This window comes from Staphylococcus sp. AS1337 (genome assembly GCF_051408735.1).
Classification (GTDB): Bacteria; Bacillota; Bacilli; order Staphylococcales; family Staphylococcaceae; genus Staphylococcus; species Staphylococcus xylosus_B.
In genome coordinates this window covers 252,444-274,846 of record NZ_JBOIHZ010000002.1, presented here as the reverse complement: position 1 = coordinate 274,846, position 22,403 = coordinate 252,444, and the positions used below count along the sequence as shown (strand labels likewise).

The window sequence follows — 22,403 nt, the reverse complement described above, 5'->3', positions numbered from 1 at the left end:
TTTATTTAATTTTAATTTATTGGTTCAATATGCGTGATATGGACATTAATTTGACTTGGTTCAATCGTGGTCATTGTAGTTAATGAATTATATATAGCCTGTTGTATTTTTTTAGCTGCTTCTGAAATATTAATTCCATAGGACAAAATGCAATATACATCTATATAAATGCCATCTTCTCTTGTATCTACTTTTATACCTCTACTTAATTGTTTCTTGCTGATATTTTCAATACTTGTATGTTTTAACTCTTTAAAATGACCTTGAATGCCTTTGATTTCAGATGTTGCTATACTTGCTATAACTGTTAAAACTTCGGGCGCAATCTCAATTTTCCCTAAATTGGAATGTGTGGACTCTGATACTTTGACCATTTCACTTACCCCCTAATTAGATTCATCATCCATAATATTATATTTTTCTAAGAAATTAGTGTTAAATTCCCCACTTCTGAAAATATCATTGTTCAATAGACGGACATGGAATGGTATCGTTGTGTCTATACCTAATACAAGGTATTCACCTAATGCACGTAAACCTGTCATGATTGCTTCGTCTCTAGTTGGTTCATGAACAATAAGTTTTGCAACCATAGAGTCATAATATGGAGGAATTGTATAATTAGTATAACATGCAGATTCAATTCTTACGCCAAATCCACCTGGAGCCAAGTATTGGGTGATTTGCCCTGGCGAAGGCATAAAGTTTTTATATGGATTTTCAGCATTAATTCTAAATTCCATTGCATGCCCTTCAATTTTAATATCTTTCTGTTTGAATGGTAATTTTTCTCCCATTGCAACTTTTAATTGTAGTTTAACTAAGTCTACGCCTGTAACCATTTCAGTAACAGGATGTTCAACTTGTATTCGTGTATTCATTTCCATGAAGTAAAATTCATTAGAGTCTAAGTCATATATAAATTCAATAGTACCTGCATTTTCGTAATTAACTGCTTTTGCAGCTCTTACTGCAGCGTTACCCATTTCTTGTCTCTTTTCTTCAGTTAATATTGGAGAAGGGGCTTCTTCTACAAGTTTTTGCATTCTACGTTGAATGGTACAATCACGTTCGCCTAAATGAACCACGTTACCGTAACTATCTCCCATAATTTGTATTTCAATATGTCTGAAATTCTCGATGAATTTTTCCAAATATAGACCACTGTTACCAAAAGCAGTTTCCGCTTCTTGTTGTGTCATTTTGAAACCAGTTTCTAATTCTTTTTCATCACGAGCAACTCTGATACCTTTACCACCACCACCAGCAGTAGCTTTGATGATAACTGGATAGCCTATTTGATTTGCAATCTTTTTCGCGTCTTCGATATTTAAAACAAGTCCTTCGCTACCAGGGACAACTGGTACTTCAGCGCGTTTCATTTCTTCTTTAGCTACGTCTTTAATACCCATTTTTTGAATAGATTCAAAACTTGGTCCAATGAATTTAAGTTGGCACGCATCGCATAATTCAGCAAAATCACCATTTTCTGCTAAGAAACCATATCCAGGGTGAATGCCGTCACACCCTGTAGATGTTGCAATAGATAAAATGTTTGGGATATTCAAATAAGAATCTTTAGATTGTGTTGGCCCGACGCAATATGCTTCATCAGCAATTTGAGTATGTAAAGCGTCTTTATCTCCTTCTGAGTATATTGCCACCGTTTGTAAACCTAAATCATGACATGCACGAATAATTCTTACTGCGATTTCCCCTCTATTTGCTATTAAAATTTTATTCATTATTTTACCTTAAATAACGGTTGGCCATACTCTACCATTTGCCCGTCTTCTACTAAGATTTCAGCAATTTCACCACTGACTTCGGCTTGTATTTCATTGAATAATTTCATAGCTTCTAATATACATACTGTTGAATCGTTTGTTACAGAATCTCCAACTTGCACATAGGCACTTTCTTCTGGAGACGGTGATTTGTAAAACGTCCCAACCATTGGCGCATTAATTGTTTGCAAGTTATCTTCTGCAGTATTAGTATTTGTATTACTATTCATGCTAATTTCATCAGCACCTTGTGTTCCTGCAGGAGTTGATGCCACGCCTTGTTGTGGTGCTATTTGTTGCATCGGTTGTTGTGAAATTTGAGGTGTTATAATTTCAGTTTCTTTTTCTTTTTTTAAATTTACAATATTGCCTTTATCCTCAATATTAATTTCAGTCAAGCTAGATTGGTCAAGAATTTCTATCAATTCTTTAATTTCTTTAAAATTCATAAATACTGACTCCTTCAGATTGTTTTCATTTACCTTGTTTATTTTACTTTAGTGATATGTTCAATTCAAGCATATACATACTTTCTATAATAAACTGATTAACTTTTATCGTGTTCTATATACCTATAAGCGTGCTGAAATCTAAATTTTTTGAGTAAGATGATGTGATTTCTGATTTAACAAAAAGAAAGTGAAATATATTATACAATAAATCGCATAATTTAACTTCTCGTATTTATAAATAAATTACATCACTATAATTTAGATATCATCAAGTTTTATAATTTGATGATAGTTCAATCCACTTCTTTATGTTCAGATACAAATCACTATGTATCATAGTGTAATACACTTAATAATTCTTAGGTTAAGCATTAAATATAAAGTTAAACATTTATAATTTAACATTTTAATTATAGAATTTATAGTATTCATAAACATTATATTATCTAATATAACCTTTTATATTCATAATAACCATAAAAAACCTTTCCAATTTATAAATTGGAAAGGTTTTTGCTCATCACTTTAATTACATATCATTTTTAAACAATAAAATGTTAGGCTCTAGAAATATAGCTACCGTCACCTGTATTAATTACAAGTGTGTCTCCTTCATTAACAAATAAAGGTACATTCAATGTATATCCAGTTTCAACTGTAGCAGATTTAGTAGCACCATTTGCTGTGTCACCTTTAATACCTGGTTCAGTTTCTGTTACTACAAGTTCGACTGTTTTTGGTAATTCAACACCAAGTGTTTCATTACCATATGTTTGAATTTGGACTTCCATATTTGCTTTTAAGAAATTTAATTCGTGTTGTAAATAATCTCCTTGTAGCTCTGTTTGATCAAATGTTTGATTATCCATGAAAACATGTGTATCTCCATCGGCATATAGATATTGCATACGACGATTCTCAATCATAGCAGTTTCTACTTTTTCGCCACCTCTGAATGTTTTCTCTTGAATCGAACCAGTTCTTAAATTACGTAGCTTAGAACGTACAAATGCAGAACCTTTTCCTGGTTTAACATGTTGGAAATCTAAAACTTTCCAAATGCCATTATCTACTGATATTGTTAAGCCTGTTTTAAAATCATTAACCGAAATCATCCAGTTTCCTCCTCAATTATAAGGTCTTCTATAAAATAATAAGGTTTTTGGAAGATTTAGTAAAGCGTTCACAGCCATTTTCTTTAATTAAAATGTCATCTTCAATACGAACGCCACCTAACCCGTCTAAATATATACCAGGTTCAATTGTAACACAATTATTAATATCTAATGGCGTTTCCGATTTTCTAGAAAGGTTAGGGCCTTCATGAACGTCTAATCCAATACCATGACCAAGTGAATGTCCAAACGCCTCACCATAACCTTTTTCAGTGATATAATCTCTAGCAATAGCATCTAATGCTTTTCCAGTAATACCTTTTTTAGCGGCGTCAATGCCTTTTTGATTCGCCTCTAACACAATATTATATATTTCTTTAAGTTTTGGATCAGGTTCACCTATTGCAAATGTACGAGTAATATCTGATGAATATCCTTTGTAATATGCACCAAAATCTAATGTAATTAATTCCCCTGAATTTATAACTTTATCACTAGCAACTCCATGAGGTAGCGCACCACGTTCACCAGAAGCTACAATTGTTTCGAATGAAGTTCCTTCAGCGCCAAGTTCTAACATTTTACTTTCTAACTTTGCTTTTAGTTGCTGTTCAGTCATACCAGCTTTTGCGACAGTTAAAATATATTCGTATGCCTCATCAACGATATCTGCTGCTTTTTGAATCAACTCAATCTCTGCTTCATCTTTAACTTCACGTATCTTTTCTATCATACCTGAAATGCTAATTAAACTAATATACGATTTACTCAACTGAAGATATGTATCATAGCTGACTAAGTTTCCTTCAAATCCAACATTTTGTACGTCTAATTTTTCAAGTTGATTTTTGACTTCATCAATTAAGCTACCTTCTTGTTTGATGATTTCAAATTCTGGGGCTTGTGCAGATGCTTGTTCAATGTACCTAAAATCAGTTAGCAATAAGTTGTGATCTTTCGTAATAATTAACGCACCACTTGTACCAGTAAAACCAGATAAATAACGTCTGTTAAAGTCAGATAATACTACCACTGCTTCTAAATGTTTGGCTTCTATAGCGGTATTTAATTTATCAATTCTTGTCATTTGTCATCCTCCTATACAATAAGTTTGTACATTTTCTTTTTATACATTAAAATGATAGCATAATTATTGTATAAATTTATAGTTTTTGAATTAGGAGAGAGTTATGAAGAAAAAAATAGTGGCTATTTTATGTGCTTCATGTGTACTTGCTGGTTGCGGAAGTCAAAACCTTGGTCCTTTAGAAGAAAAGACGACTAAACTTCGCGATGAAAACCATAAGTTAAAGGGGAACATTCAAGAATTAAAACAAGAAATTAGTAAAGAGCAAAATAAAGTTGCGGCTCTAGAGAAAGATAAGAAAGACATTGGCAAAGCGAAAAGTAATAAAAAGAAAGCAACTAATTTAAAAGCATCATCTACATATTATCAAGATATCGCTAAATTAATTGACCAATATAACGAAATCGAAAGTGATGTATCTAAAAACAAAGGTGATAAGAAAGTGCAAGATAAACTTGCAGAACTTAAAAATAAAATAGATACCGCATTTACGACATATAAAAATGATGTCAATAAAGAAAAAATGGATAGCGAAGATAAAACCAAAAATAAAAATATAACTAAATTGGACAAAGACTTAAATTCAGCATTTAGTGATATTAAAGATGGTTACGATGCTAAAGATAAGAAGAAGATTCAAAAAGGTCAAAAAGCTTTATCAATCATCAGTATTAAAGATAGTCAAAGTTAACAACCACATAGGAGTGTTTTAGGTGAAACAAGCAATATTTTATATCATTATCGCAATTGCAATTGTAGGATTAGTACTCAATCTTGATGCCTTTATCTTCAGTTTTGTAAGAATGGTCATTAGCTTAGCCATTTTTGGAGGTATTATATACGCAATTTACTATTTCTTCTTCTTAACTGAGGATCAGCGTAAATACAAACGTGCGCAACGTAAGTATAAAAGACAAAACAGAAAGAAAAAGTAACGTATACTTGGATTTATAAAAACCCCCAAAAGATATCTATTTTAAGATAATCTTTTCGGGGTTTTATTTTATAATTTATACATATTAAAATATCTTAATATGTGTTGTTGTTTTAAATGTCGAGTCAGCAATTTAAAACTAAACTATTTACGATAGTTCCACTCATCAGATTTGTATTTATCAATTAACTCATTTATTTCATTTTGCTGTTTTTCATTGAGTTCTAGTGGCTTAAAATCAATATTCAATCCTTTTTTAAAGCCTATTTCAAATGCTTTTTCCATCTCTTCTAAACTAATATGACGATCTGAAATATCATTAATTGCCACAGCTTTTTCTACAAATGCTTGCTTCATTTTATCTTTGAGGCGATCATTTTTAAAAACAAACATGTCAAACAAATCATCTATGTCTACATCTTGTAGCAAAGAGCCATGTTGTAAGATAACTCCTTTTTGACGAACTTGAGCACTTCCAGCAATTTTACGCCCTTCTACAACTAATTCATACCAGCTAGGTGCATCAAAACAAACTGCACTTCTTGGTTGCTTTAAATTTGCTCTTTCCTCTTTTGATTTTGGAATAGCAAATGAAGCATCAAAACCTAAATATTTAAAACCTTCTAGTAATCCTTCTGAAATAACTCGATAGGCTTCAGTAACTGTTGAAGGCATCTCAGGGTGTGATTCTGGAACAATGACACTGTACGTTAGTTCTTTATCATGTAACACACCTCTGCCACCAGTTTGACGACGTACAAGGCCATAACCTTTAGCATTCACCTTTTCAATATCTATTTCTTTAGTTAGCCTTTGAAAATAACCAACTGATAAAGTCGCAGGGTCCCATGTATAAAACCTAATTACTGGATCTATCTCTCCTCTGGATACAAAATTAAGTAAAGCTTCATCCATTGCCATATTATAATATGGGTCTTTGCTACCAGTATTTATAAAATTCCATGTTTCTGTCACTTTCAAAACTCCTATCGCTAAATTAAATTGTGATAACAGCAATTTTGTGTTATCGTTTTCAATAATTGTTCAAGTTTGTCAGCAATAACTATTTATCCTGAGAAAAATATTTTGATAAATTGCGCTAACAGTCTTATAATATATAATATCGGTTAATTAGGGAGGATGCAAGATGAGTAACTTTTGGTTTATACCTTTAGCAGTATTAATAATTATCATCGCTTACATGCTAATCAATTATCTTCTTAATAAAAGAGCAGTCACAGAATTAAACCAAAATGAGTTCCATGATGGTTTGCGCAAAGCTCAAGTTATTGATGTAAGAGAAAAAGTGGATTATGATTACGGACACATCAATGGTGCACGTAATATTCCAATTACAATGTTTAAACAAAGATACCAAGGTTTACGTACAGACCAACCTATCTATCTTTGTGATGCGAATGGCATTGCCAGTTATCGTGCAGCAAAAACATTAAAGAAAAACGGCTACACAGATATCTACATGTTAAAAGGTGGATATAAAAAATGGACTGGTAAAATTAAATCTAAAAAATAACTTTATATCTTAAAATTAAAGACATAAAGTGAATGTTTAAAATAAAAGCGTGGTCAACATTTAAAGTTGACCACGCTTTTATTTTTAAGTATTTATATATCAAAGGTAAATTCAATATAACCGTGTAAAAAGTGTAAACTAACTATTCTTTTTCTGAACGTAAGTTTTCAAATTTTAACACTGGATTTCTTGCTGCTTTGGTTTCATCTAATCTATCAATGATAGTTGTATGTGGCGCTTCTAATACAATATCCGGATTCTCTTTAGCTTCATTTGCAATTTGAATCATCGTATCACAGAAGTGGTCTAGAGTTTCTTTTGACTCAGTTTCAGTTGGCTCAATCATCATGCCTTCTTCGACATTAAGTGGGAAATAAATTGTCGGTGGATGTACTCCGAAATCTAATAGTCGTTTAGCCATATCTAGTGTACGAACGCCCTGTTCTTTTTGTTTAGATCCACTCAAGACAAACTCGTGTTTACAATATTGACTGTAAGGAATCTCAAAATGTTGTTTCAGTCTTGCTTTAATATAATTGGCATTTAATACAGCAGCTTCAGATACTTCTTCAAGTCCTTTGTTCCCCATACTACGAATATAAGTATAAGCTCTTAAATAGATGCCAAAATTACCATAGAATGGTTTAACGCGTCCTATAGAATTTGCTATATCATTATCATATTTATAAATATCATTTTCTTTGACAACCATTGGTTTAGGTAAAAAGCTCGCAAGTTCTTTTTTTACGCCTACTGGTCCAGAACCTGGACCGCCGCCACCATGTGGCCCTGTAAATGTTTTGTGTAAGTTTAAGTGAACTGCATCAAATCCCATGTCACCTGGTCTAACTTTGTCCATAATGGCATTTAAATTTGCACCATCATAATATAATAATCCTCCGGCTTCATGAACGATATTCCGAATATCCATAATGTTTTTTTCAAAAATACCTAAAGTATTAGGATTAGTTAACATGATTGCAGCTGTTTTATCATTAACTAAACGTTTCAGATCATCAATATCTACTTCTCCCCGTTCATTTGATTTAACTGTTACAGACTTAAAGCCTGCAAACGCAGCTGAAGCTGGATTGGTGCCGTGTGCAGAGTCAGGAACGATAACTTCATCACGATGACCTTCTCCGTTTTTTTGATGGTATGCTTTAAAAATCATTAATGCTGTCCACTCACCATGCGCACCAGCAGCAGGTTGTAACGTTACTTCATCCATACCAGTGATTTCTTTCAACTCTTCTTGTAAACTATGAACAATCTCTAAAGACCCTTGAACTTGCGATTCATCTTGTAATGGATGTGATTCTGCAAATCCAGGAATTCTAGCAATTTTTTCATTTATTTTTGGATTATATTTCATAGTACAAGAACCTAATGGATAAAATCCTGAATCTACACCAAAGTTTTTATTTGAAAGCTCTGTGTAATGCCTCACTAAATCTAATTCAGCAACTTCTGGTAGTTCTGCTTTATTTTTTCTAATATATTTTTCGTCTAGTAATTTTTCAACAGCACCATTATCTATTTCTTTTTTTGGTAACGAATACGCATAACGACCTTTTTTAGAACGTTCAAAAATTAATGGACTTGATTTACTTACTACCATTTAATTCACCTGCTTTCTTAACAAATGTGTCAATTTCATCTTTTGTTCTCAATTCTGTTACAGCAACTAACATATGATTTTTAAATGATTCTGTTACTTCACTTAAATCGAAACCACCTATAATTCCTTCTTGTATAAGTGCATCATTAATATCTTTAACAGGTTTATCGAATTTCACTACAAATTCATTAAATGAAGTTCCAGTTGACACTTCTAAACCAACTTGTTTAAATTGTTCCTTTGCATAGTTTGCATTTTCAAAATTTTGTACTGAAATATCATAAATACCTTCTTTCCCTAAAGCTGACATACAAATTGAGGAAGCTAATGCATTCAATGCTTGGTTTGAACAAATATTTGAAGTAGCTTTATCGCGACGTATATGTTGTTCGCGAGCTTGTAATGTTAAAACAAAGCCACGATGCCCATCTGCATCTTCGGTTTGACCTACTAAACGACCAGGTGTTTTGCGCATTAATTTTTTAGTTGTAGCAAAGAAACCACAGTGAGGACCACCAAATTGCGCAGGTATACCAAATGGTTGTGTATCTCCTACTACAATATCGGCACCAAAACTACCTGGAGGTGTAAGTAAACCTAATGCTAGTGGATTGGTATAAACAATAAACAAAGCTTTTTTACCTTCAATAAACGATTGAATTTTCTCTAAATCCTCAATTGAACCATAGAAGTTAGGATACTGAACAGCTACTGCAGCTGTATCATCGTCTATAGCTGCTTCTAACTTTTCTAAATCTGTAATAGTACCATCTAAATCAACTTCTACAACTTCAAATTCTTCACGTGTTTTCACATAAGTGTTGAGAACTTGTAATGCTTGATAATGTAATCCTTTAGAAACTACAATTTTATTTTTACGTGTTTGATTAAAAGCTAAAATACATGCTTCAGCAAAACTTGTAATACCATCATACATAGATGAATTTGCAATATCCATGTCCGTTAATTCACAAATTAAAGTTTGGAATTCAAAAATTGCTTGTAGTTCACCTTGTGAAATTTCTGGCTGATAAGGTGTGTATGCAGTATAGAATTCCGAACGAGAAATCATCGCATCTACTACTGCTGGTGCATAATGGTCGTATACGCCTGCGCCTAAAAATGAAGTGTGGGTTTCTTTAGTGATATTTTTACTTGCAACTCTACTTAAGCGTTTTGTTAATGTAGTTTCAGCTTCTGCATCTGGAATAGCTAGCTCTCTATTTAATAATATGTCATTTGGTACATCTCCAAATAATTCTGCAATTGATTCTGCACCAATAGTATCTAACATTTCATTCTTATCTTGCTCTGTTAATGGAATATAACGATGACTCACAGTAACACCCCTTTATATTATTTGCTTATTTGATTTTTCTTAACAATTTTTGCTTTAACTTGTCTCTTTCTTACTTGAACTAACACTTCTTTTCCCATTTCAAAAGCATCACGATTAATTAGAGCTAAACCAATTGATTTACCCGTTAACGGTGATTGGGTGCCTGAAGTAACCTCTCCAATTTGGTTACCATCTAAATCCAATACTTTATAACCAGTTCTAGGAATACCTTTATCAATCATTTCTAAGCCGACTGTTCTACGTTTTGAACCATGTTCTTTTTGTTCTTTAAGGACACTTTTACCAATGAAGTCTGCTTCAATTAATGGTTTGACTGCAAAAGCGATTCCAGCTTCATATGGCGTGATTTCTTCACTTAAATCTTGACCATGTAATGGTAAACCAGCTTCTAATCTTAATGTATCTCTTGCTCCTAAGCCACATGGCACAACGTTATGTTCTAATAGTTTCTTCCATAAATAAGGAGCATCATCCGCGTCGCAGTAAATTTCAAAACCATCTTCTCCAGTATATCCCGATTGCGATAAAATTACGTTTTTCCCAAAAAACGCTACATTTTGTTTAAATTCGAAAGGTTTCATTGAAGATACATCTACATCAACATGTTGTTGAACTAAGTTACGCGCATTTGGGCCTTGAATTGCTAATTGACCATAGTCATTCGAAACATTAATTACTTCTGCATCGAATTTTTCGGCATTCTCTTTCATCCAAACAAAGTCTTTATCTGTATTACCAGCATTTACTACTAATAAATATTGATTTTCGTCTAATTTATATGTGATTAAATCATCAATAATACCACCATTTTCATTACATAGTGCAGTATATTGAGCTTTATTTGTAGTCAAATTTTCAGTATCGTTAGAAAGCAGATATTGTACTAGCTGTGAAGCTTCACTACCTTTTATCAGAATTTCACCCATATGACTTACATCAAATAAACCGATTTCTGTTCTAACAGCATTATGTTCTTCTTTAATACTTGAAAATTGGACTGGCATAGCCCATCCACCAAATTCTATGATTTTAGCACCACTATCTACAAAAGTTTGATAAAGTGGTGTTTTTTTTAGTTCATTGGACATGAAGAAACCTCCTATTGTTTAAGTAAAATATATTAAAAAAACAGAGTAGACTAAGCTACCCTGTTTAAATTCTCCAGGAATGCGTCACAGTATTATCCTTTTGCCTGAGAGTTTCGTTAAACTTGCACCTTCGGCGATGGACTAAAGTTATAAATAATATAACTAACCATTCTCTCCAATACTGATCATTCGCAAACAATCTCTTCCATAATCTCACTTTGTAATAAGTGTAGAGATTTACTGCTATTTAATTTTATGAATGCGATTTCATTATATCTTGAAACCCTTGAGGAATACAAGCTTTTTAATTCAAAAAGAGATTTATTGTTTGCATTAGGTCTATTGCTATCATTTTTGATTCTGTTGTAAACAATATTCAAGTCACAATCTAACCATATTACTCGCTTTTGTAATTTTAAAAAGTCGAATGTTTGATCACTTTCAATAATACCTCCGCCGGTCGAAATAATATTGTAATGGTTTATGCATTCTTTTAGGTACTTATATTCTAATTCTCTAAAACCAGCTTCACCTATTTGTTTAAATAAATATGGTATAGATTGATCTTCTTGTTCTACTATGTACGCATCTAAGTCAACGTAGGATAGTTGATTATTCTTTGAAAGATATTTACCTAATGTTGTCTTACCAGTTCCCATAAATCCAATTAATATCAATGGTTCTATTTTAATGTTATTCAAAAATATCTTCCTTCTTCATAAATAAATTAATTTGGTTTTCATAATATTTATCTATATTGTCTAAAGTTTTTAATTGTATGCCAATTTGAAATACATAAATTGTAATTAAAGATAAATATAGCATAAATACTACCAATACAAAAGGATAGATGTATGCATTACTATTAAATATATAGTTGTTTTTCATAAGAATTTCCTTTTTCAATTATGTTTAAATTAACTTTCAACGTCTTATAATTTACAACACTAAATTCTACTGATTTCACATTGTTTAATAACGTTATATTCCCTTTACCGTTAATACTTTTGATTATCTTGTTATTTTTAAATTCATAAATAATATCTTTATCTTTATTTTTTATGACTATTTTATTTTTACATATGTCATTTACTATAATTTGAGAATTTTTTTCTAACAAATCACGGGTTAAATCAGCAGCAAAAAATTCTAAATCTAAATTGGTTTGATTTGCTAAGCGCGCTTCGATAAAGTGCGTTGTTTTAAATAACGAAGGTAATATTGTAAATATCAATATAGTAATGAATAATGCAAACAATAATTCGACATACGTAAATGATTTAAGTTTTTTTGACATAGCATTTTTCATATTTAGTTCCTTGTCTTGTTATACAAAGTTTTTGATTACTTAGTTTTAGATGATAAACATTTAAATTCACTCCGTTTTTCAGAACTGATTTGTCATATTGGTATAAAGAGCTAATTATAACCCTTTTCATCTCCATATCGATTATTTTATTTTGGACTTCTTTGGAAAGTTGCAACATTAAAGGGATAAACAAAATACATATCAAGGTTATTGTTGAAAAAGACAAAAGTGCATCTATAAATAATGAACCATTTAAATTATATTTTCTCATATATTAAGCGGCCTTTTTCTATATGAAATATTATTTTATATAAAGATTTATCAATACTTAGATATAAAGAACCAAATTTGTTTACATCACCATTTTTGTCGAAGTTTATATAAGCTAAATTTGTACGAGGATGTATATAGGTATTTTGAGGTAAATCAATAGTAGAATTCCGCATATGTTGTTCTTTTACACGGATTTGAGTTGAAAAATCATTGAATATTAATGTGATAGATTGTTGGTCTTTAATTGCTTTTGACTTTAAGTAATTAAATTGCATTATTAAGTTACTAATCTTTGAATGTGGTGAAGTTAAGTCATCTTTGTTAAAAGATAGTCGTTGCATTTGTATAAAAACTAGCAAACTGACAATGCTCAATACAAATAACATTTCAACATAAGTAAATGATCTACTAGCTTGCAACTGCTTCACCATCATTAATAGATATTAATGCGCCTGATTTACATCGTTTTTGATTCTCTTTTATATAACCTTCGTTAACGAGTTCTTCCATAGTATTTGGCTTCTTATTGAACTTCAAGCTATAAGCTTCAATTTGACTATCTACCATTTTAAGCTGTGCTTCACAACTAGTAGTTTGTATGTGTGAGGATTGTTTAGCTATATTAGGTATAATTAATATTAATAACAAACTTATTATTAGTAAAACCAATAGCATTTCAATGAGTGTGAATGCCTTTTTGTTAAACTTATATTTAAAATTTTTCATATATTATTAAACCCTCATTTCATTTTATTGTTTGCATTAAATCAAACATTGGTAACATGATGACTAAATATAATGATACAATCATAATAGCTATTACTAAAAATATACATGGCTGTATAAATTTGATTATGAATTGCATTGATTGTTGAATTTTATCAATAATGATTTCACTATATAATTTTAATTCCACTTCAAGGCGCCCTTTTTTCTCACCTTCTTCTATAAAAATAACTAGCTCCTCCTCAAAGCATGATAATTTTGTTAGAATTTCACTCAATTTCAAACCTCTCTGTGTACCACTCGAGAGCGCGTAAGCTAAATAATTTAAATAACTGTCATCTTTTTGCTCTGAATAAATGTCAACAATTTTATGTAGACTAATTCCATTTTTATAAAATAGCGAAAACTCTGAAGATAAGCGAAAAGTTTTATAAAGCTTAAAGAATTTTGAAACAATGGGCATTGACAACATTAACTTTAATTTATAATGTACAGAGAGCTTTATATATAACAACCAAAATAGTACCAGGGTTATTAGAACAACAATAATCAAATACCATATGAATGAAGGCAAATTTACTATTATAAAAGTTAGGTTTCGCTGTACTGAAGTAATTTCTACTCCCATATTATGATATAAATTTTGAAACTCTGGAATAATAGTATGATTAAGAATAATGAGCATAATGATGAATATTGAAAGTAAAAGTAAAGGATATTGTATTGTTTTAAGTAAACGTTTCTTAATCTTATAATTACGTATTAAATATTCTTGAGCATATGGTAATGTTTCTGTTAAATTACCAAACATCTCAGCAAAATAAATTAGCATAATAATTGATTTAGGATACTTTAGTATTTTAAGAATTTCAGAGCAATCAGCACCATGTCTTAATTCCGTTTTAATTAATGATTTGATTTCTAGCGACCTAATCTTGGTATGCTGTAGTAAAAAATCAAATGAATCACTTAAAGTAAAGCCATGTTCCAGTAAGTCTTTTAACTTTGATAGCAAATTAATTTTGTCCTTTTCACTTAATATTGTAAAAGGATAAAATTTAGAGATAACGTTCCATCGATGTTTCACATATCATTCCCTCTTTTGACATTTTGTTTAACTTATAAGATAAGTTATGGAAATCTTTGGGTAATGTATAACTATTTTTAAAGAAATGATAAATATCTTCTTTTGTTACCTGTTCATATACAAGTTCTCTAACACCTTCTTTAGTAGTAATAAGCCTTTGATTTAATATACTAATGATTGATTGTAGAAGCTGTTGTACTGTTATCCCCATTTCTAACAGCCTTAATATCACACCTTTGCAATTACTAGCATGAATTGTAGAAAGTACTAAATGGCCACTTAAACTGGCTTGTATGACATGTTTAGCTACATTTGCATCTCTTATTTCACCAATTAAAATAATATCTGGATCGCATCGCAATATTGCTTTAAAAGAAGTTTCATAATTTATCCCTGCCTTTTCATTCAATGATATTTGAGTTATACCATTTATCAATTGTTCAACAGGATCTTCAATTGTAATTATATTTAAATTTAAGTGCTCTTTAGCATAAGACAACATGTGATACATTAACGTACTTTTTCCAGAACCTGTAGGTCCACTCAATAAAATTAATCCTTGCTTTTTGTTCATTAGATTATATAAATGTGTTATGTTCTGGTTATTTTTGTGCTTTTGAAAATGTTGCGGGATAATCCTAATAACGCAGCTTTCATTTCCTAGAGATAAAGGAAGCGTTGATATTCTAAGGAAGTAAATTTGTTTTAATTTATAAATATACCTACCACTCTGAGCAGCGTTGTGTTTAGAGACATCTAATCCAGCTTGGTATTTCATATAAGTTAGTAATTTCAAATACGTATTTAATTGTAATGTTTCTATTGATTTCAAATCATCACGGATTCTAAATTTAATCATAACTTCTTTATCTACAGGAATAAAATGTATATCTGATGCATCTTTATTAATTGCCTTTTCAATCATACTATTAAACAATAACTTCAATAAAAAAACACCTCCTACATATATACACGTAAGAGGTGTGAAAATTACTTTTGTTTTGTATCAGTGATATTACTATAGAAATTCAACTCTACTAAATTTATCCATGTAAATAAGGATTCATTTGTTCATCTTCCACTGTGGTATATGGTCCATGTCCTGGGAATAAAGGTAGATCATCATCTAATTCAAATAATTTGTCTAATATTGAATTAACTAATGTTTCGTAATCACCTTTATATAAATCAGTTCGACCTATACCCTGTTTAAATAATGTATCACCCACAACAGCAAATTCATTAAAGACAAACGTCAAACTTCCTGGGGAATGACCAGGAGTATGTAATACCTTGAAATTAAAACCTTCTACACTTGCATCGCCTTCTTCTAGCGGTTGTGGTGCTGCGTGGCTAATAACATTAGGTAATCCATACTGTTTGAATTTTTCTGAACCATTTTTAGTTGTATTTGTTAAGAAATCAAATTCCGATTTATGCATAAATACTGGTACATCATATTTTTCAATAATGTCATCTAAAGCACCAATGTGATCAAAATGGCCATGAGTAAGTAATACAGCGACTAATTTTTTATTAATTTGATTTAACTTTTTAATAATTAAATCACTATCATTAGCAGGATCTACTAAAATGACACTTGTACCATTCTCTATAAAATAAACATTTGTTTCGACTAGACCTAAAGATAGACTCGAAATTTTCATTCTAGTTACCTCCGTCGTTCAAATATTTTTCTACTGCCTTTACTTTCTCGTTCATATTGCGTGATTTATCTCGTCGATCATCAATTCTAATATTTGTACATACACGACTTAGCCCTTTATCAAATGGTAATTCATGAATTGCTTGTACAACTTCGAATAAATCTTTTAAATCTCCTTCAATTAATGTGTTCATTGGCGTTAATTGATAATCAATTTTACCCTGTGCTTTATATTCTTTTAATTTAGTTTGAATTTCGGCAATATATTTACTCACGCTCGGTCCTTCTGTCCCGACCGGTATAACAACTACGTCTACGATAGCCATTATTTAACACCATCCTTTTCAATAATATAAGTATAAATTAATCCTGCAGCGCCTGTAATACCTGCATCATTTCCAAGCTGAGCTTGTACAATTTCAGTGTTTTGTTGAGCAGGCGTAAATGTTAAATTATGATATTCTGTTTTAATATTCTCAATTAGTATCAATCCTGCAGTGGACATACCTCCACCTAAAACGATGTATTTCGGATTACTCGTAACGCTGACTATACTACATAAATAGGCGATATAATTAGCTACACGTTCTGTTATAAAGATACAGAATTGATCCCCAGCTTTTGCAGCATCAAAAACTGCTTTGGCGCTTACTTTATTATCTTTAATTAATTGTAAAATTGAAGATTTAAATGTTAATTTAGGATAATAGAAATTAACCAAGTTTACGACACCCGTTGCAGACGCCACTGTTTCTATACAACCTGATTTCCCACAATTACATTTAAAGCGTTGGTCATGGTCTACTCTAAAATGTCCTATCTCAGCACCAGAACCATTATGACCATGCACGATTTCACCATTTGAAATAATGCCACCACCTAATCCAGTACCGAGTGTAATAGCAACTACATCTTCTGCACCATTACCCGCACCTTTGTGCTTTTCACCTAAAGCAGCAACATTTGCATCATTATCAACATAAACTGGACAATCTACAAATTGTTTGAAAATATTTCTTACATTTACTGTGTCTTTCCAATATAAGTTAACTGCTCCGTTTACTTCTCCCGTTTCAAAATTCACAGGTCCAGGCACACCAATTCCAATACCTAAAACATCTGAAAAAGTGTTGTCTGATTTATCTATATGCTGTATGAAAGAATCATATATATTTTTTAATAGTAAATATCCAGTAGTATCTGAAGTATCTGTATCGATTGACCATTTTGATAAACGGTTAAGATTTTCATCAAAAATTCCTAGTTTACATGTTGTTCCACCAATATCTGCGGCTAATATAATTTTGTTCATTTAATTTTCATCCTTCTCTGATTTATTAAAAGGGTGCACATCCTCTAACTGTAGTTCAAAAAAACTTATATATCAAGGGATTTGGATATTTTACACCAATAAGTATTCCAGATAATAAGACTTTTTGAGTTTAGCCTTTATAAACCATTTAATATAGATTTATATTTCCTTATTTACATTTTAATCTTAATCAATTCTCAATTGCAATAATTATGAAACAACTTATCTAACAGTGCAAGATACTTGTAATTTATAGCATTTGAAAGTTAAAAAGCATTGAATTTAAATTGTCAATATAGCGTTTATAATAACTTACGATAAATAGTCATAATATAATATTTTAGGTCGAGGCAAAACACTGCCTCGACCTCTTCTACAACTTCGTTTATTCATTTTTTCTTTGATTAATAATTAATCGACATTTTAAAAAGTCGTCCTTTGAAATAAGTCCTATGTTGAATAGCGATTTTATTTCTTGTTCCATCATTTCATACATATCTTCTTTATCTTTAAAGTAAACGATAAACCCAAATTTTTTGAGGAGTTGCTGCACGTCATAAAATGTATTAATTTTCTGAATCACTATCATCGCTCAATTCTTTATTTAAATTAATATAATCATTGTTACTAGGGTCAGACTTTAACGCAGCTTTTATGTATTTCTTTGCTTTATCTTTGTTATCAAGAGACCTGTTTGCAATGGCTAATTGATAGTTTAAGAGTCCTGAGTTAGGGTGTTCTCTTAATCCTCTTTCCCACACTGCAATGCCTTCTGCTTTCGAGTCTAACGTTGCTTTAATAAGTCCATTTAAATAATAAGTTTCGTCATCAGCATAATTCTTATTGATAGTATGCTTTACCATATCTTTTGCATCATCATAATTACCTTGTTTCATTTCGTTTGTAATAATCGTATTGTATATATTATCTTCTTTAATTGTAAAAATTCTGATTTGAGCGGCAATAAATAAGACTAGTATTAATATTATTAGAAACCAGAAACGATTTTTATTTGTTCTAAAATAGAATCCTATTAATGTTATTAATAACCCACCAATGAAACCGCCTATATGCGCAACAATATTTACATTTTGCATAAATAACGATAGACCGATCATAATTAAAAGTACAATTAATAATTGACCAATTAATTTGCGGTTGAACTGTTTACCTACATACATAAATATAAAAATTGCTCCAATTAACCCGAATATGGCACCACTTGCACCTACGGAAACGGTATCTGTATTAAATGAAAGGGATGCAAAGTTACCAAATAAACCAGCGACAATATATATTACAAGCATTCTCCAATGACCCACGATAGCTTCTACAATTTTCCCAAATACAAATAGACTCAACATATTCATTAAAATATGTTCAAAATTATAATGTAAAAAGATAGAGGTAATCAATCTATACCATTCACCATGTACAACATTAAAATGAACAAGCCCACCTACATCTAATAATTTTAAATCTGAAAAACGATTTAAAAACAATGTCATAGCTAACCAAATAATAACATTAATTGCTATTAACGTATATGTTACAGGGGCAAACTTAAGCATATGTTTTTCAATAGGATTGTTATTGAGAGTGCGTTGTTTATAGTATGATTTTGTATGCTTAGTTGTACGATTATACATTTTTTTCACAAAGAAGTTTGGCATTATTCTTTCTATATGCTCTGGTTCTCTAATGATTTTAACCTTAAATTTAACCGGTTTAGTTTCATTTAAGTTCTCATCTGTAAATATTTTATCTGTAAAAATATATAATTCATAATTATTGGGTTTAAACCCTAAAAATGCAATGATATTATCTTGGTTTTCTTGTATTCGAGTTTTATCAAACCTAACATCTTGAGTTGAATTAGCGCCATATTTAAATATCACGATACTTTCCGATTTCTTATTCGCTAACCAAATTTCATCATTATCTTTATTTGTGTAAACAACATGATAGTTCAGATATTTAATCCAAGTATATATGCACTTCCAATAATGTTTCTCAGTGATCATATTTGCCTCCATTATTTAGTTGTTGCTATGATTAATTTTTCAACCGGTTCATCATGTACTTCTGTCTCAAACGAATTTAATTGGAAGTCGTATAGTAGACTGATAGTAGATTGTTTATTATTACTTAAAAATTTATCAAAATACCCACCACCATAACCAATACGGTAACCAATATTATTAAATACGACGCCAGGAACCACTACTAAATCTAAATTATTAGTGATTTCAGTATCTGCGTTAACGTGATTAATGCCTTTATCATCTGGATCAATGTGATTTAAATCATCTACATGTTTAAATGTCATTTCCTTCGTTTGATAATTTGTTTCAGGTACAAAAACAGTTTTTCCGTCTTCTATCATTTGTTGAATAATTGGATATGTATTTACTTCATGGGGCATCGATAATACAATGCCAATCCGTTGTGAAAATCTGTATTCATCTGTATTAAAAAAATGATCGCTTAAATATCGATCTGCCTCTTGCTTATTCGATTGTTTCATAAATTGTTTCATTAAATTAATATTTTTTTGACGCAAAGTTTTTTTGGACATCTTGAACACCTTCCCCAAATACATACTTATATTATTATAACGTTAAAAAAATGTAATGTCATTTAACTGCTTTTTAAAATAAACGAAAAAATAACCAGATCCTATATTAGAATCTGGCTTAAAATATTAATTATTTTGTTTCGCGGTGCATAGTGTGTTTGTTATCACGTGCACAGTGTTTTTTCATTTCTATACGTTCAGGATTAGTACGTTTATTTTTTGTAGTAATGTAGTTTCTTTCTCCACATTCTGTACAAGCTAGAGTTACGTTTACGCGCATGCTAATTCCTCCTTACCTTTTCAAAATACGACCTATTAATCATACCATTTAGTTATAAAATTGAAAAGTATTATTTTTCAATAAAGACGACTATATCAGTATTTATAACAAAATCGCTTATTTTATTTTTTAGCTCGTTCTTTAAAGTAGTAGTTTATAACATCCCTACCTAAATCTCCACCATTTAACCACGGTTCTGGAACTGGTTGGTTTGTATAGACAATTGAAAATGCAAGTTTAGGGTCCTTAATTGGTGCATAACCAACATAAGTTGAGTTTACTCTTGATTCACCATTTTGGAAAACTTCGGCTGTACCCGTTTTACCTGCTGATGGAACTTCGGTATCATTAAAACTTTGATACCCTGTGCCGGGTTTTTCATTAAATGCCATTTCAAACCCATCTTGAATTTGTTTAATTTGCTCTCCTGAGTTATTCACTCTGTTTAGCACTTTCCCCTTAACCTTCTCTTTAACAGGGCCCAATGTATCTTTATTTGTTGCCTGTCTAATTTCTAAGCCAATATGTGGTTGAACTCTATATCCGTTATTACCAATTGTAGAAACATATTGTGCCAATTGTAAAGGTGTATACGTATCATATTGTCCTATTGCTAAATCAAGGAAATTACCTGGATTATCAGTTAATGGTTCAATTTGTCCATTTGTTTCATTCGGTAAATCAATACCTGTTTTAACGCCAAGCCCTACTTGATTCAATCCTTTACGTAGCTTTTGACCTGCCTCAGAAATATCATTTGGTAATGTCATATTTGCTGAATAGGGAGATCCAGCCATTTTCAAAGCTGTCTTGAACATATAAACGTTAGATGAGTGCATTAGTGCTTCCTTATCGTTTATCGTTTTTCTACCATCTTGGTTAAAGTAAGAGCGTTTTGTCAGACCACCAGCAAATTTCAGTGGTTCATCGACCATTTGATCACCAACGTTAATTGCATTATTTTGATAACCGGCTAATAAAGTGCCACCTTTTACAGATGAGCCAACAGCAAATTGTGATGTAAATGTACCTATATCATAATCTGTTAAATCGCCGTTCTTATCTATTTGTTTACCAGCCATCGCTAAAATATCGCCGTTATTTGGATTTTGTACAACTATTAGTGCATTATCCATATCTTTAGCGCCTTCACTACGAAGTTTTGATATTTGCTTCTCTAAGTATTCTTCGGTTTTTTTCTGTAAGTCGATGTCAATACTAAGCACTAAATCATCACCACGGGAGCCAGGATTAATGACTTTGGAATCAATGACTTCGCCTGATTTATCAGTAGTATATTTCATTTCTTTTTTCTTGCCTTTTAAAATATCATCATATTGATATTCTAAATATGATTTTCCTACACGATCATTACGAGAATATCCTTTAGCCAAGTATTGCTCGGTTAATTCTTTAGGAATACCTTCTTCAGTCGTAGATACATCTCCAAAGATACCTCTTAATGTATCACCATTAGGATATTTTCTATCCCAATCCATTGTCGTATTTACACCTGGCAAATCAGATAATTTTTGTGATACCGCTGCGTATTCTTCATCAGTGACATCCTCATTTTTAATCATTTGTGGATCAAGCGCTGAACCAGACATCATTTCTCTATAAATAGCTAAGACTTGCAAATCTTTGTCACTTAGTGTGTTGATTTGCTTTTTCCCAATTTTTTTATATAAGGACTCGTCATAGTCGTCTTGAGAAATACTTCCATCATCAAGTAATGCTTGTTCGCTTTGCATTAATTCTCTCGCTTTATTTGGATGTAATTGAATCCAATAGTCTTGTTTATCTCGATCTGTTATTTTGTCAGTATCCATTTTAATTAAATCAGATAGATCTTTTGCAATTTTTAAAACTTCTGTTTGTGAAGTTTTTCTACCACGCGCATATGTAATCGCTTTTTTAGAAGCGTTATCAACAAGGACTTTGCCGTTTCTATCTAATATACGCCCTCTCGGTACGGCTTCATTAACTGTTAAATTTTCGCTATTTTTTATCAGTTGTTTATAATGAGAACCCTGTGCAATTTGTAAATAACCTAACCTTAAGACAACTACTGCAAAAATAAATACAATCACACCAAATATAAAACTAATTCTTTTATTCATTGTATTTCTAATTTTTTCATCATTTGACTTTTCTTTTAATCTTTTTAACAAAACAGCATACCTCAATTCAA

General features: G+C 31.1%; 26 protein-coding genes and 1 riboswitch. Of the genes, 3 read left to right on the top strand and 23 right to left on the bottom strand.

What is annotated here, in order from left to right:
• Positions 1–11 precede the first annotated feature (11 nt).
• From ACSUE0_RS04060 to ACSUE0_RS04040, 5 genes are all read right to left on the bottom strand, one after another.
• The gene (locus ACSUE0_RS04060; protein WP_436956199.1) at positions 12–374 is read right to left on the bottom strand and encodes an Asp23/Gls24 family envelope stress response protein; all 363 of its coding nucleotides are present in this window, start codon (positions 372–374) and stop codon (positions 12–14) included.
• A 12-nt stretch (positions 375–386) separates the two neighbouring features.
• Positions 387–1,745 carry an acetyl-CoA carboxylase biotin carboxylase subunit gene (gene accC / locus ACSUE0_RS04055; RefSeq protein ID WP_119615063.1) on the bottom strand — a complete coding sequence of 453 codons (1,359 nt, stop codon included), beginning with the start codon at positions 1,743–1,745 and terminating at the stop codon, positions 387–389.
• Positions 1,745–2,236 carry an acetyl-CoA carboxylase biotin carboxyl carrier protein gene (gene accB, locus ACSUE0_RS04050; RefSeq protein ID WP_017724563.1) on the bottom strand — a complete coding sequence of 164 codons (492 nt, stop codon included), beginning with the start codon at positions 2,234–2,236 and terminating at the stop codon, positions 1,745–1,747. Before accB ends, accC begins: the two co-directional genes overlap by 1 nt.
• Before the next feature lie 560 nt (positions 2,237–2,796).
• Positions 2,797–3,354, bottom strand: a complete 558-nt coding sequence (gene efp / locus ACSUE0_RS04045; protein WP_017724564.1) for an elongation factor P — start codon at positions 3,352–3,354, stop codon at positions 2,797–2,799.
• Between the two features lie 28 nt (positions 3,355–3,382).
• Complete coding sequence (locus ACSUE0_RS04040; protein ID WP_119614907.1) at positions 3,383–4,441, bottom strand: M24 family metallopeptidase; 1,059 nt, start codon at positions 4,439–4,441, stop codon at positions 3,383–3,385.
• A 103-nt stretch (positions 4,442–4,544) separates the two neighbouring features.
• Here ACSUE0_RS04040 and ACSUE0_RS04035 point away from each other — a divergent pair, with 103 nt between their 5' ends.
• Both ACSUE0_RS04035 and ACSUE0_RS04030 read left to right on the top strand, forming a co-directional pair.
• Positions 4,545–5,132 carry a hypothetical protein gene (locus tag ACSUE0_RS04035; protein WP_107551712.1) on the top strand — a complete coding sequence of 196 codons (588 nt, stop codon included), beginning with the start codon at positions 4,545–4,547 and terminating at the stop codon, positions 5,130–5,132.
• A 22-nt stretch (positions 5,133–5,154) separates the two neighbouring features.
• Positions 5,155–5,376: an SA1362 family protein gene (locus tag ACSUE0_RS04030; protein ID WP_017724567.1), complete on the top strand. Its 222-nt coding sequence runs from the start codon at positions 5,155–5,157 to the stop codon at positions 5,374–5,376.
• A gap of 143 nt (positions 5,377–5,519) precedes the next feature.
• Here ACSUE0_RS04030 and ACSUE0_RS04025 read toward each other — a convergent pair whose 3' ends face one another.
• Positions 5,520–6,350 (bottom strand): lipoate--protein ligase family protein, encoded by an 831-nt coding sequence (locus tag ACSUE0_RS04025; RefSeq protein ID WP_119614906.1) that lies wholly within the window; start codon positions 6,348–6,350, stop codon positions 5,520–5,522.
• A 172-nt stretch (positions 6,351–6,522) separates the two neighbouring features.
• Between ACSUE0_RS04025 and ACSUE0_RS04020 the strand changes: the two genes are divergently transcribed.
• Positions 6,523–6,909 (top strand): rhodanese-like domain-containing protein, encoded by a 387-nt coding sequence (locus ACSUE0_RS04020; protein WP_119614905.1) that lies wholly within the window; start codon positions 6,523–6,525, stop codon positions 6,907–6,909.
• Positions 6,910–7,051: 142 nt separating this feature from the next.
• On the opposite strand, the gene gcvPB is transcribed toward ACSUE0_RS04020, so the two are convergent.
• The 17 genes from gcvPB to ACSUE0_RS03935 form a co-directional block, all read right to left on the bottom strand.
• Positions 7,052–8,530: an aminomethyl-transferring glycine dehydrogenase subunit GcvPB gene (gene gcvPB / locus ACSUE0_RS04015; protein ID WP_119614904.1), complete on the bottom strand. Its 1,479-nt coding sequence runs from the start codon at positions 8,528–8,530 to the stop codon at positions 7,052–7,054.
• Positions 8,517–9,869 carry an aminomethyl-transferring glycine dehydrogenase subunit GcvPA gene (gene gcvPA / locus ACSUE0_RS04010; RefSeq protein WP_436956194.1) on the bottom strand — a complete coding sequence of 451 codons (1,353 nt, stop codon included), beginning with the start codon at positions 9,867–9,869 and terminating at the stop codon, positions 8,517–8,519. The genes gcvPB and gcvPA overlap by 14 nt, the downstream gene beginning before the upstream one ends.
• Positions 9,870–9,886: 17 nt before the next feature.
• Positions 9,887–10,978, bottom strand: a complete 1,092-nt coding sequence (gene gcvT, locus ACSUE0_RS04005; protein ID WP_119614902.1) for a glycine cleavage system aminomethyltransferase GcvT — start codon at positions 10,976–10,978, stop codon at positions 9,887–9,889.
• Between the two features lie 82 nt (positions 10,979–11,060).
• A riboswitch (glycine riboswitch) is annotated at positions 11,061–11,167 on the bottom strand.
• Positions 11,164–11,679, bottom strand: coding sequence for a shikimate kinase (locus ACSUE0_RS04000; RefSeq protein ID WP_182475178.1), 516 nt, complete (start codon positions 11,677–11,679; stop codon positions 11,164–11,166). (Overlaps the previous riboswitch by 4 nt.)
• Positions 11,680–11,843: 164 nt before the next feature.
• Positions 11,844–12,275, bottom strand: coding sequence for a competence type IV pilus minor pilin ComGF (gene comGF, locus ACSUE0_RS03995; protein ID WP_259338095.1), 432 nt, complete (start codon positions 12,273–12,275; stop codon positions 11,844–11,846).
• Between the two features lie 269 nt (positions 12,276–12,544).
• Entirely contained in the window at positions 12,545–12,994 is a 450-nt protein-coding gene (gene comGD / locus ACSUE0_RS03990) for a competence type IV pilus minor pilin ComGD (protein WP_436956191.1), read from the bottom strand.
• Positions 12,969–13,286 carry a competence type IV pilus major pilin ComGC gene (gene comGC / locus ACSUE0_RS03985; RefSeq protein ID WP_119615121.1) on the bottom strand — a complete coding sequence of 106 codons (318 nt, stop codon included), beginning with the start codon at positions 13,284–13,286 and terminating at the stop codon, positions 12,969–12,971. The genes comGD and comGC overlap by 26 nt, the downstream gene beginning before the upstream one ends.
• A gap of 19 nt (positions 13,287–13,305) precedes the next feature.
• Positions 13,306–14,373 carry a competence type IV pilus assembly protein ComGB gene (comGB, locus tag ACSUE0_RS03980; RefSeq protein WP_436956190.1) on the bottom strand — a complete coding sequence of 356 codons (1,068 nt, stop codon included), beginning with the start codon at positions 14,371–14,373 and terminating at the stop codon, positions 13,306–13,308.
• Complete coding sequence (gene comGA / locus ACSUE0_RS03975) at positions 14,345–15,319, bottom strand: competence type IV pilus ATPase ComGA (RefSeq protein WP_436956188.1); 975 nt, start codon at positions 15,317–15,319, stop codon at positions 14,345–14,347. The genes comGB and comGA overlap by 29 nt, the downstream gene beginning before the upstream one ends.
• A 97-nt stretch (positions 15,320–15,416) precedes the next feature.
• Positions 15,417–16,040, bottom strand: a complete 624-nt coding sequence (locus ACSUE0_RS03970; RefSeq protein WP_436956186.1) for an MBL fold metallo-hydrolase — start codon at positions 16,038–16,040, stop codon at positions 15,417–15,419.
• Position 16,041: 1 nt separating this feature from the next.
• Positions 16,042–16,365 (bottom strand): MTH1187 family thiamine-binding protein, encoded by a 324-nt coding sequence (locus ACSUE0_RS03965; protein WP_029377188.1) that lies wholly within the window; start codon positions 16,363–16,365, stop codon positions 16,042–16,044.
• Positions 16,365–17,351: a glucokinase gene (locus ACSUE0_RS03960; RefSeq protein ID WP_017724583.1), complete on the bottom strand. Its 987-nt coding sequence runs from the start codon at positions 17,349–17,351 to the stop codon at positions 16,365–16,367. Before ACSUE0_RS03960 ends, ACSUE0_RS03965 begins: the two co-directional genes overlap by 1 nt.
• Before the next feature lie 385 nt (positions 17,352–17,736).
• On the bottom strand, positions 17,737–17,934 hold the full coding sequence (locus ACSUE0_RS03955) for a YqgQ family protein (RefSeq protein ID WP_026113590.1): 198 nt from the start codon (positions 17,932–17,934) through the stop codon (positions 17,737–17,739).
• Positions 17,918–19,375 carry a rhomboid family intramembrane serine protease gene (locus tag ACSUE0_RS03950; RefSeq protein ID WP_436956184.1) on the bottom strand — a complete coding sequence of 486 codons (1,458 nt, stop codon included), beginning with the start codon at positions 19,373–19,375 and terminating at the stop codon, positions 17,918–17,920. The genes ACSUE0_RS03955 and ACSUE0_RS03950 overlap by 17 nt, the downstream gene beginning before the upstream one ends.
• 11 nt (positions 19,376–19,386) lie before the next feature.
• The gene (locus ACSUE0_RS03945; protein WP_436956182.1) at positions 19,387–19,929 is read right to left on the bottom strand and encodes a 5-formyltetrahydrofolate cyclo-ligase; all 543 of its coding nucleotides are present in this window, start codon (positions 19,927–19,929) and stop codon (positions 19,387–19,389) included.
• Positions 19,930–20,059: 130 nt separating this feature from the next.
• A complete protein-coding gene (gene rpmG, locus ACSUE0_RS03940) occupies positions 20,060–20,209 on the bottom strand; it encodes a 50S ribosomal protein L33 (RefSeq protein WP_002483181.1) in 150 nt (49 codons plus the stop codon).
• 122 nt (positions 20,210–20,331) lie between these two features.
• Entirely contained in the window at positions 20,332–22,383 is a 2,052-nt protein-coding gene (locus ACSUE0_RS03935) for a peptidoglycan D,D-transpeptidase FtsI family protein (protein WP_017724587.1), read from the bottom strand.
• Positions 22,384–22,403 lie beyond the last annotated feature (20 nt).

Excerpts from the sequence above, each read along its gene's own strand:
- ACSUE0_RS04060 (WP_436956199.1), bottom strand. The coding sequence starts at position 374 with ATGGTCAAAGTATCAGAGTCCACACATTCCAATTTAGGGAAAATTGAG.
- accC (WP_119615063.1), bottom strand. The coding sequence starts at position 1,745 with ATGAATAAAATTTTAATAGCAAATAGAGGGGAAATCGCAGTAAGAATT.
- accB (WP_017724563.1), bottom strand. The coding sequence starts at position 2,236 with ATGAATTTTAAAGAAATTAAAGAATTGATAGAAATTCTTGACCAATCT.
- efp (WP_017724564.1), bottom strand. The coding sequence starts at position 3,354 with ATGATTTCGGTTAATGATTTTAAAACAGGCTTAACAATATCAGTAGAT.
- ACSUE0_RS04040 (WP_119614907.1), bottom strand. The coding sequence starts at position 4,441 with ATGACAAGAATTGATAAATTAAATACCGCTATAGAAGCCAAACATTTA.
- ACSUE0_RS04035 (WP_107551712.1), top strand. The coding sequence starts at position 4,545 with ATGAAGAAAAAAATAGTGGCTATTTTATGTGCTTCATGTGTACTTGCT.
- ACSUE0_RS04020 (WP_119614905.1), top strand. The coding sequence starts at position 6,523 with ATGAGTAACTTTTGGTTTATACCTTTAGCAGTATTAATAATTATCATC.
- gcvPB (WP_119614904.1), bottom strand. The coding sequence starts at position 8,530 with ATGGTAGTAAGTAAATCAAGTCCATTAATTTTTGAACGTTCTAAAAAA.
- gcvT (WP_119614902.1), bottom strand. The coding sequence starts at position 10,978 with ATGTCCAATGAACTAAAAAAAACACCACTTTATCAAACTTTTGTAGAT.
- comGF (WP_259338095.1), bottom strand. The coding sequence starts at position 12,275 with ATGTCAAAAAAACTTAAATCATTTACGTATGTCGAATTATTGTTTGCA.
- comGD (WP_436956191.1), bottom strand. The coding sequence starts at position 12,994 with ATGATGGTGAAGCAGTTGCAAGCTAGTAGATCATTTACTTATGTTGAA.
- comGC (WP_119615121.1), bottom strand. The coding sequence starts at position 13,286 with ATGAAAAATTTTAAATATAAGTTTAACAAAAAGGCATTCACACTCATT.
- ACSUE0_RS03970 (WP_436956186.1), bottom strand. The coding sequence starts at position 16,040 with ATGAAAATTTCGAGTCTATCTTTAGGTCTAGTCGAAACAAATGTTTAT.
- ACSUE0_RS03965 (WP_029377188.1), bottom strand. The coding sequence starts at position 16,365 with ATGGCTATCGTAGACGTAGTTGTTATACCGGTCGGGACAGAAGGACCG.
- ACSUE0_RS03960 (WP_017724583.1), bottom strand. The coding sequence starts at position 17,351 with ATGAACAAAATTATATTAGCCGCAGATATTGGTGGAACAACATGTAAA.
- ACSUE0_RS03950 (WP_436956184.1), bottom strand. The coding sequence starts at position 19,375 with ATGATCACTGAGAAACATTATTGGAAGTGCATATATACTTGGATTAAA.
- ACSUE0_RS03945 (WP_436956182.1), bottom strand. The coding sequence starts at position 19,929 with ATGTCCAAAAAAACTTTGCGTCAAAAAAATATTAATTTAATGAAACAA.
- rpmG (WP_002483181.1), bottom strand. The coding sequence starts at position 20,209 with ATGCGCGTAAACGTAACTCTAGCTTGTACAGAATGTGGAGAAAGAAAC.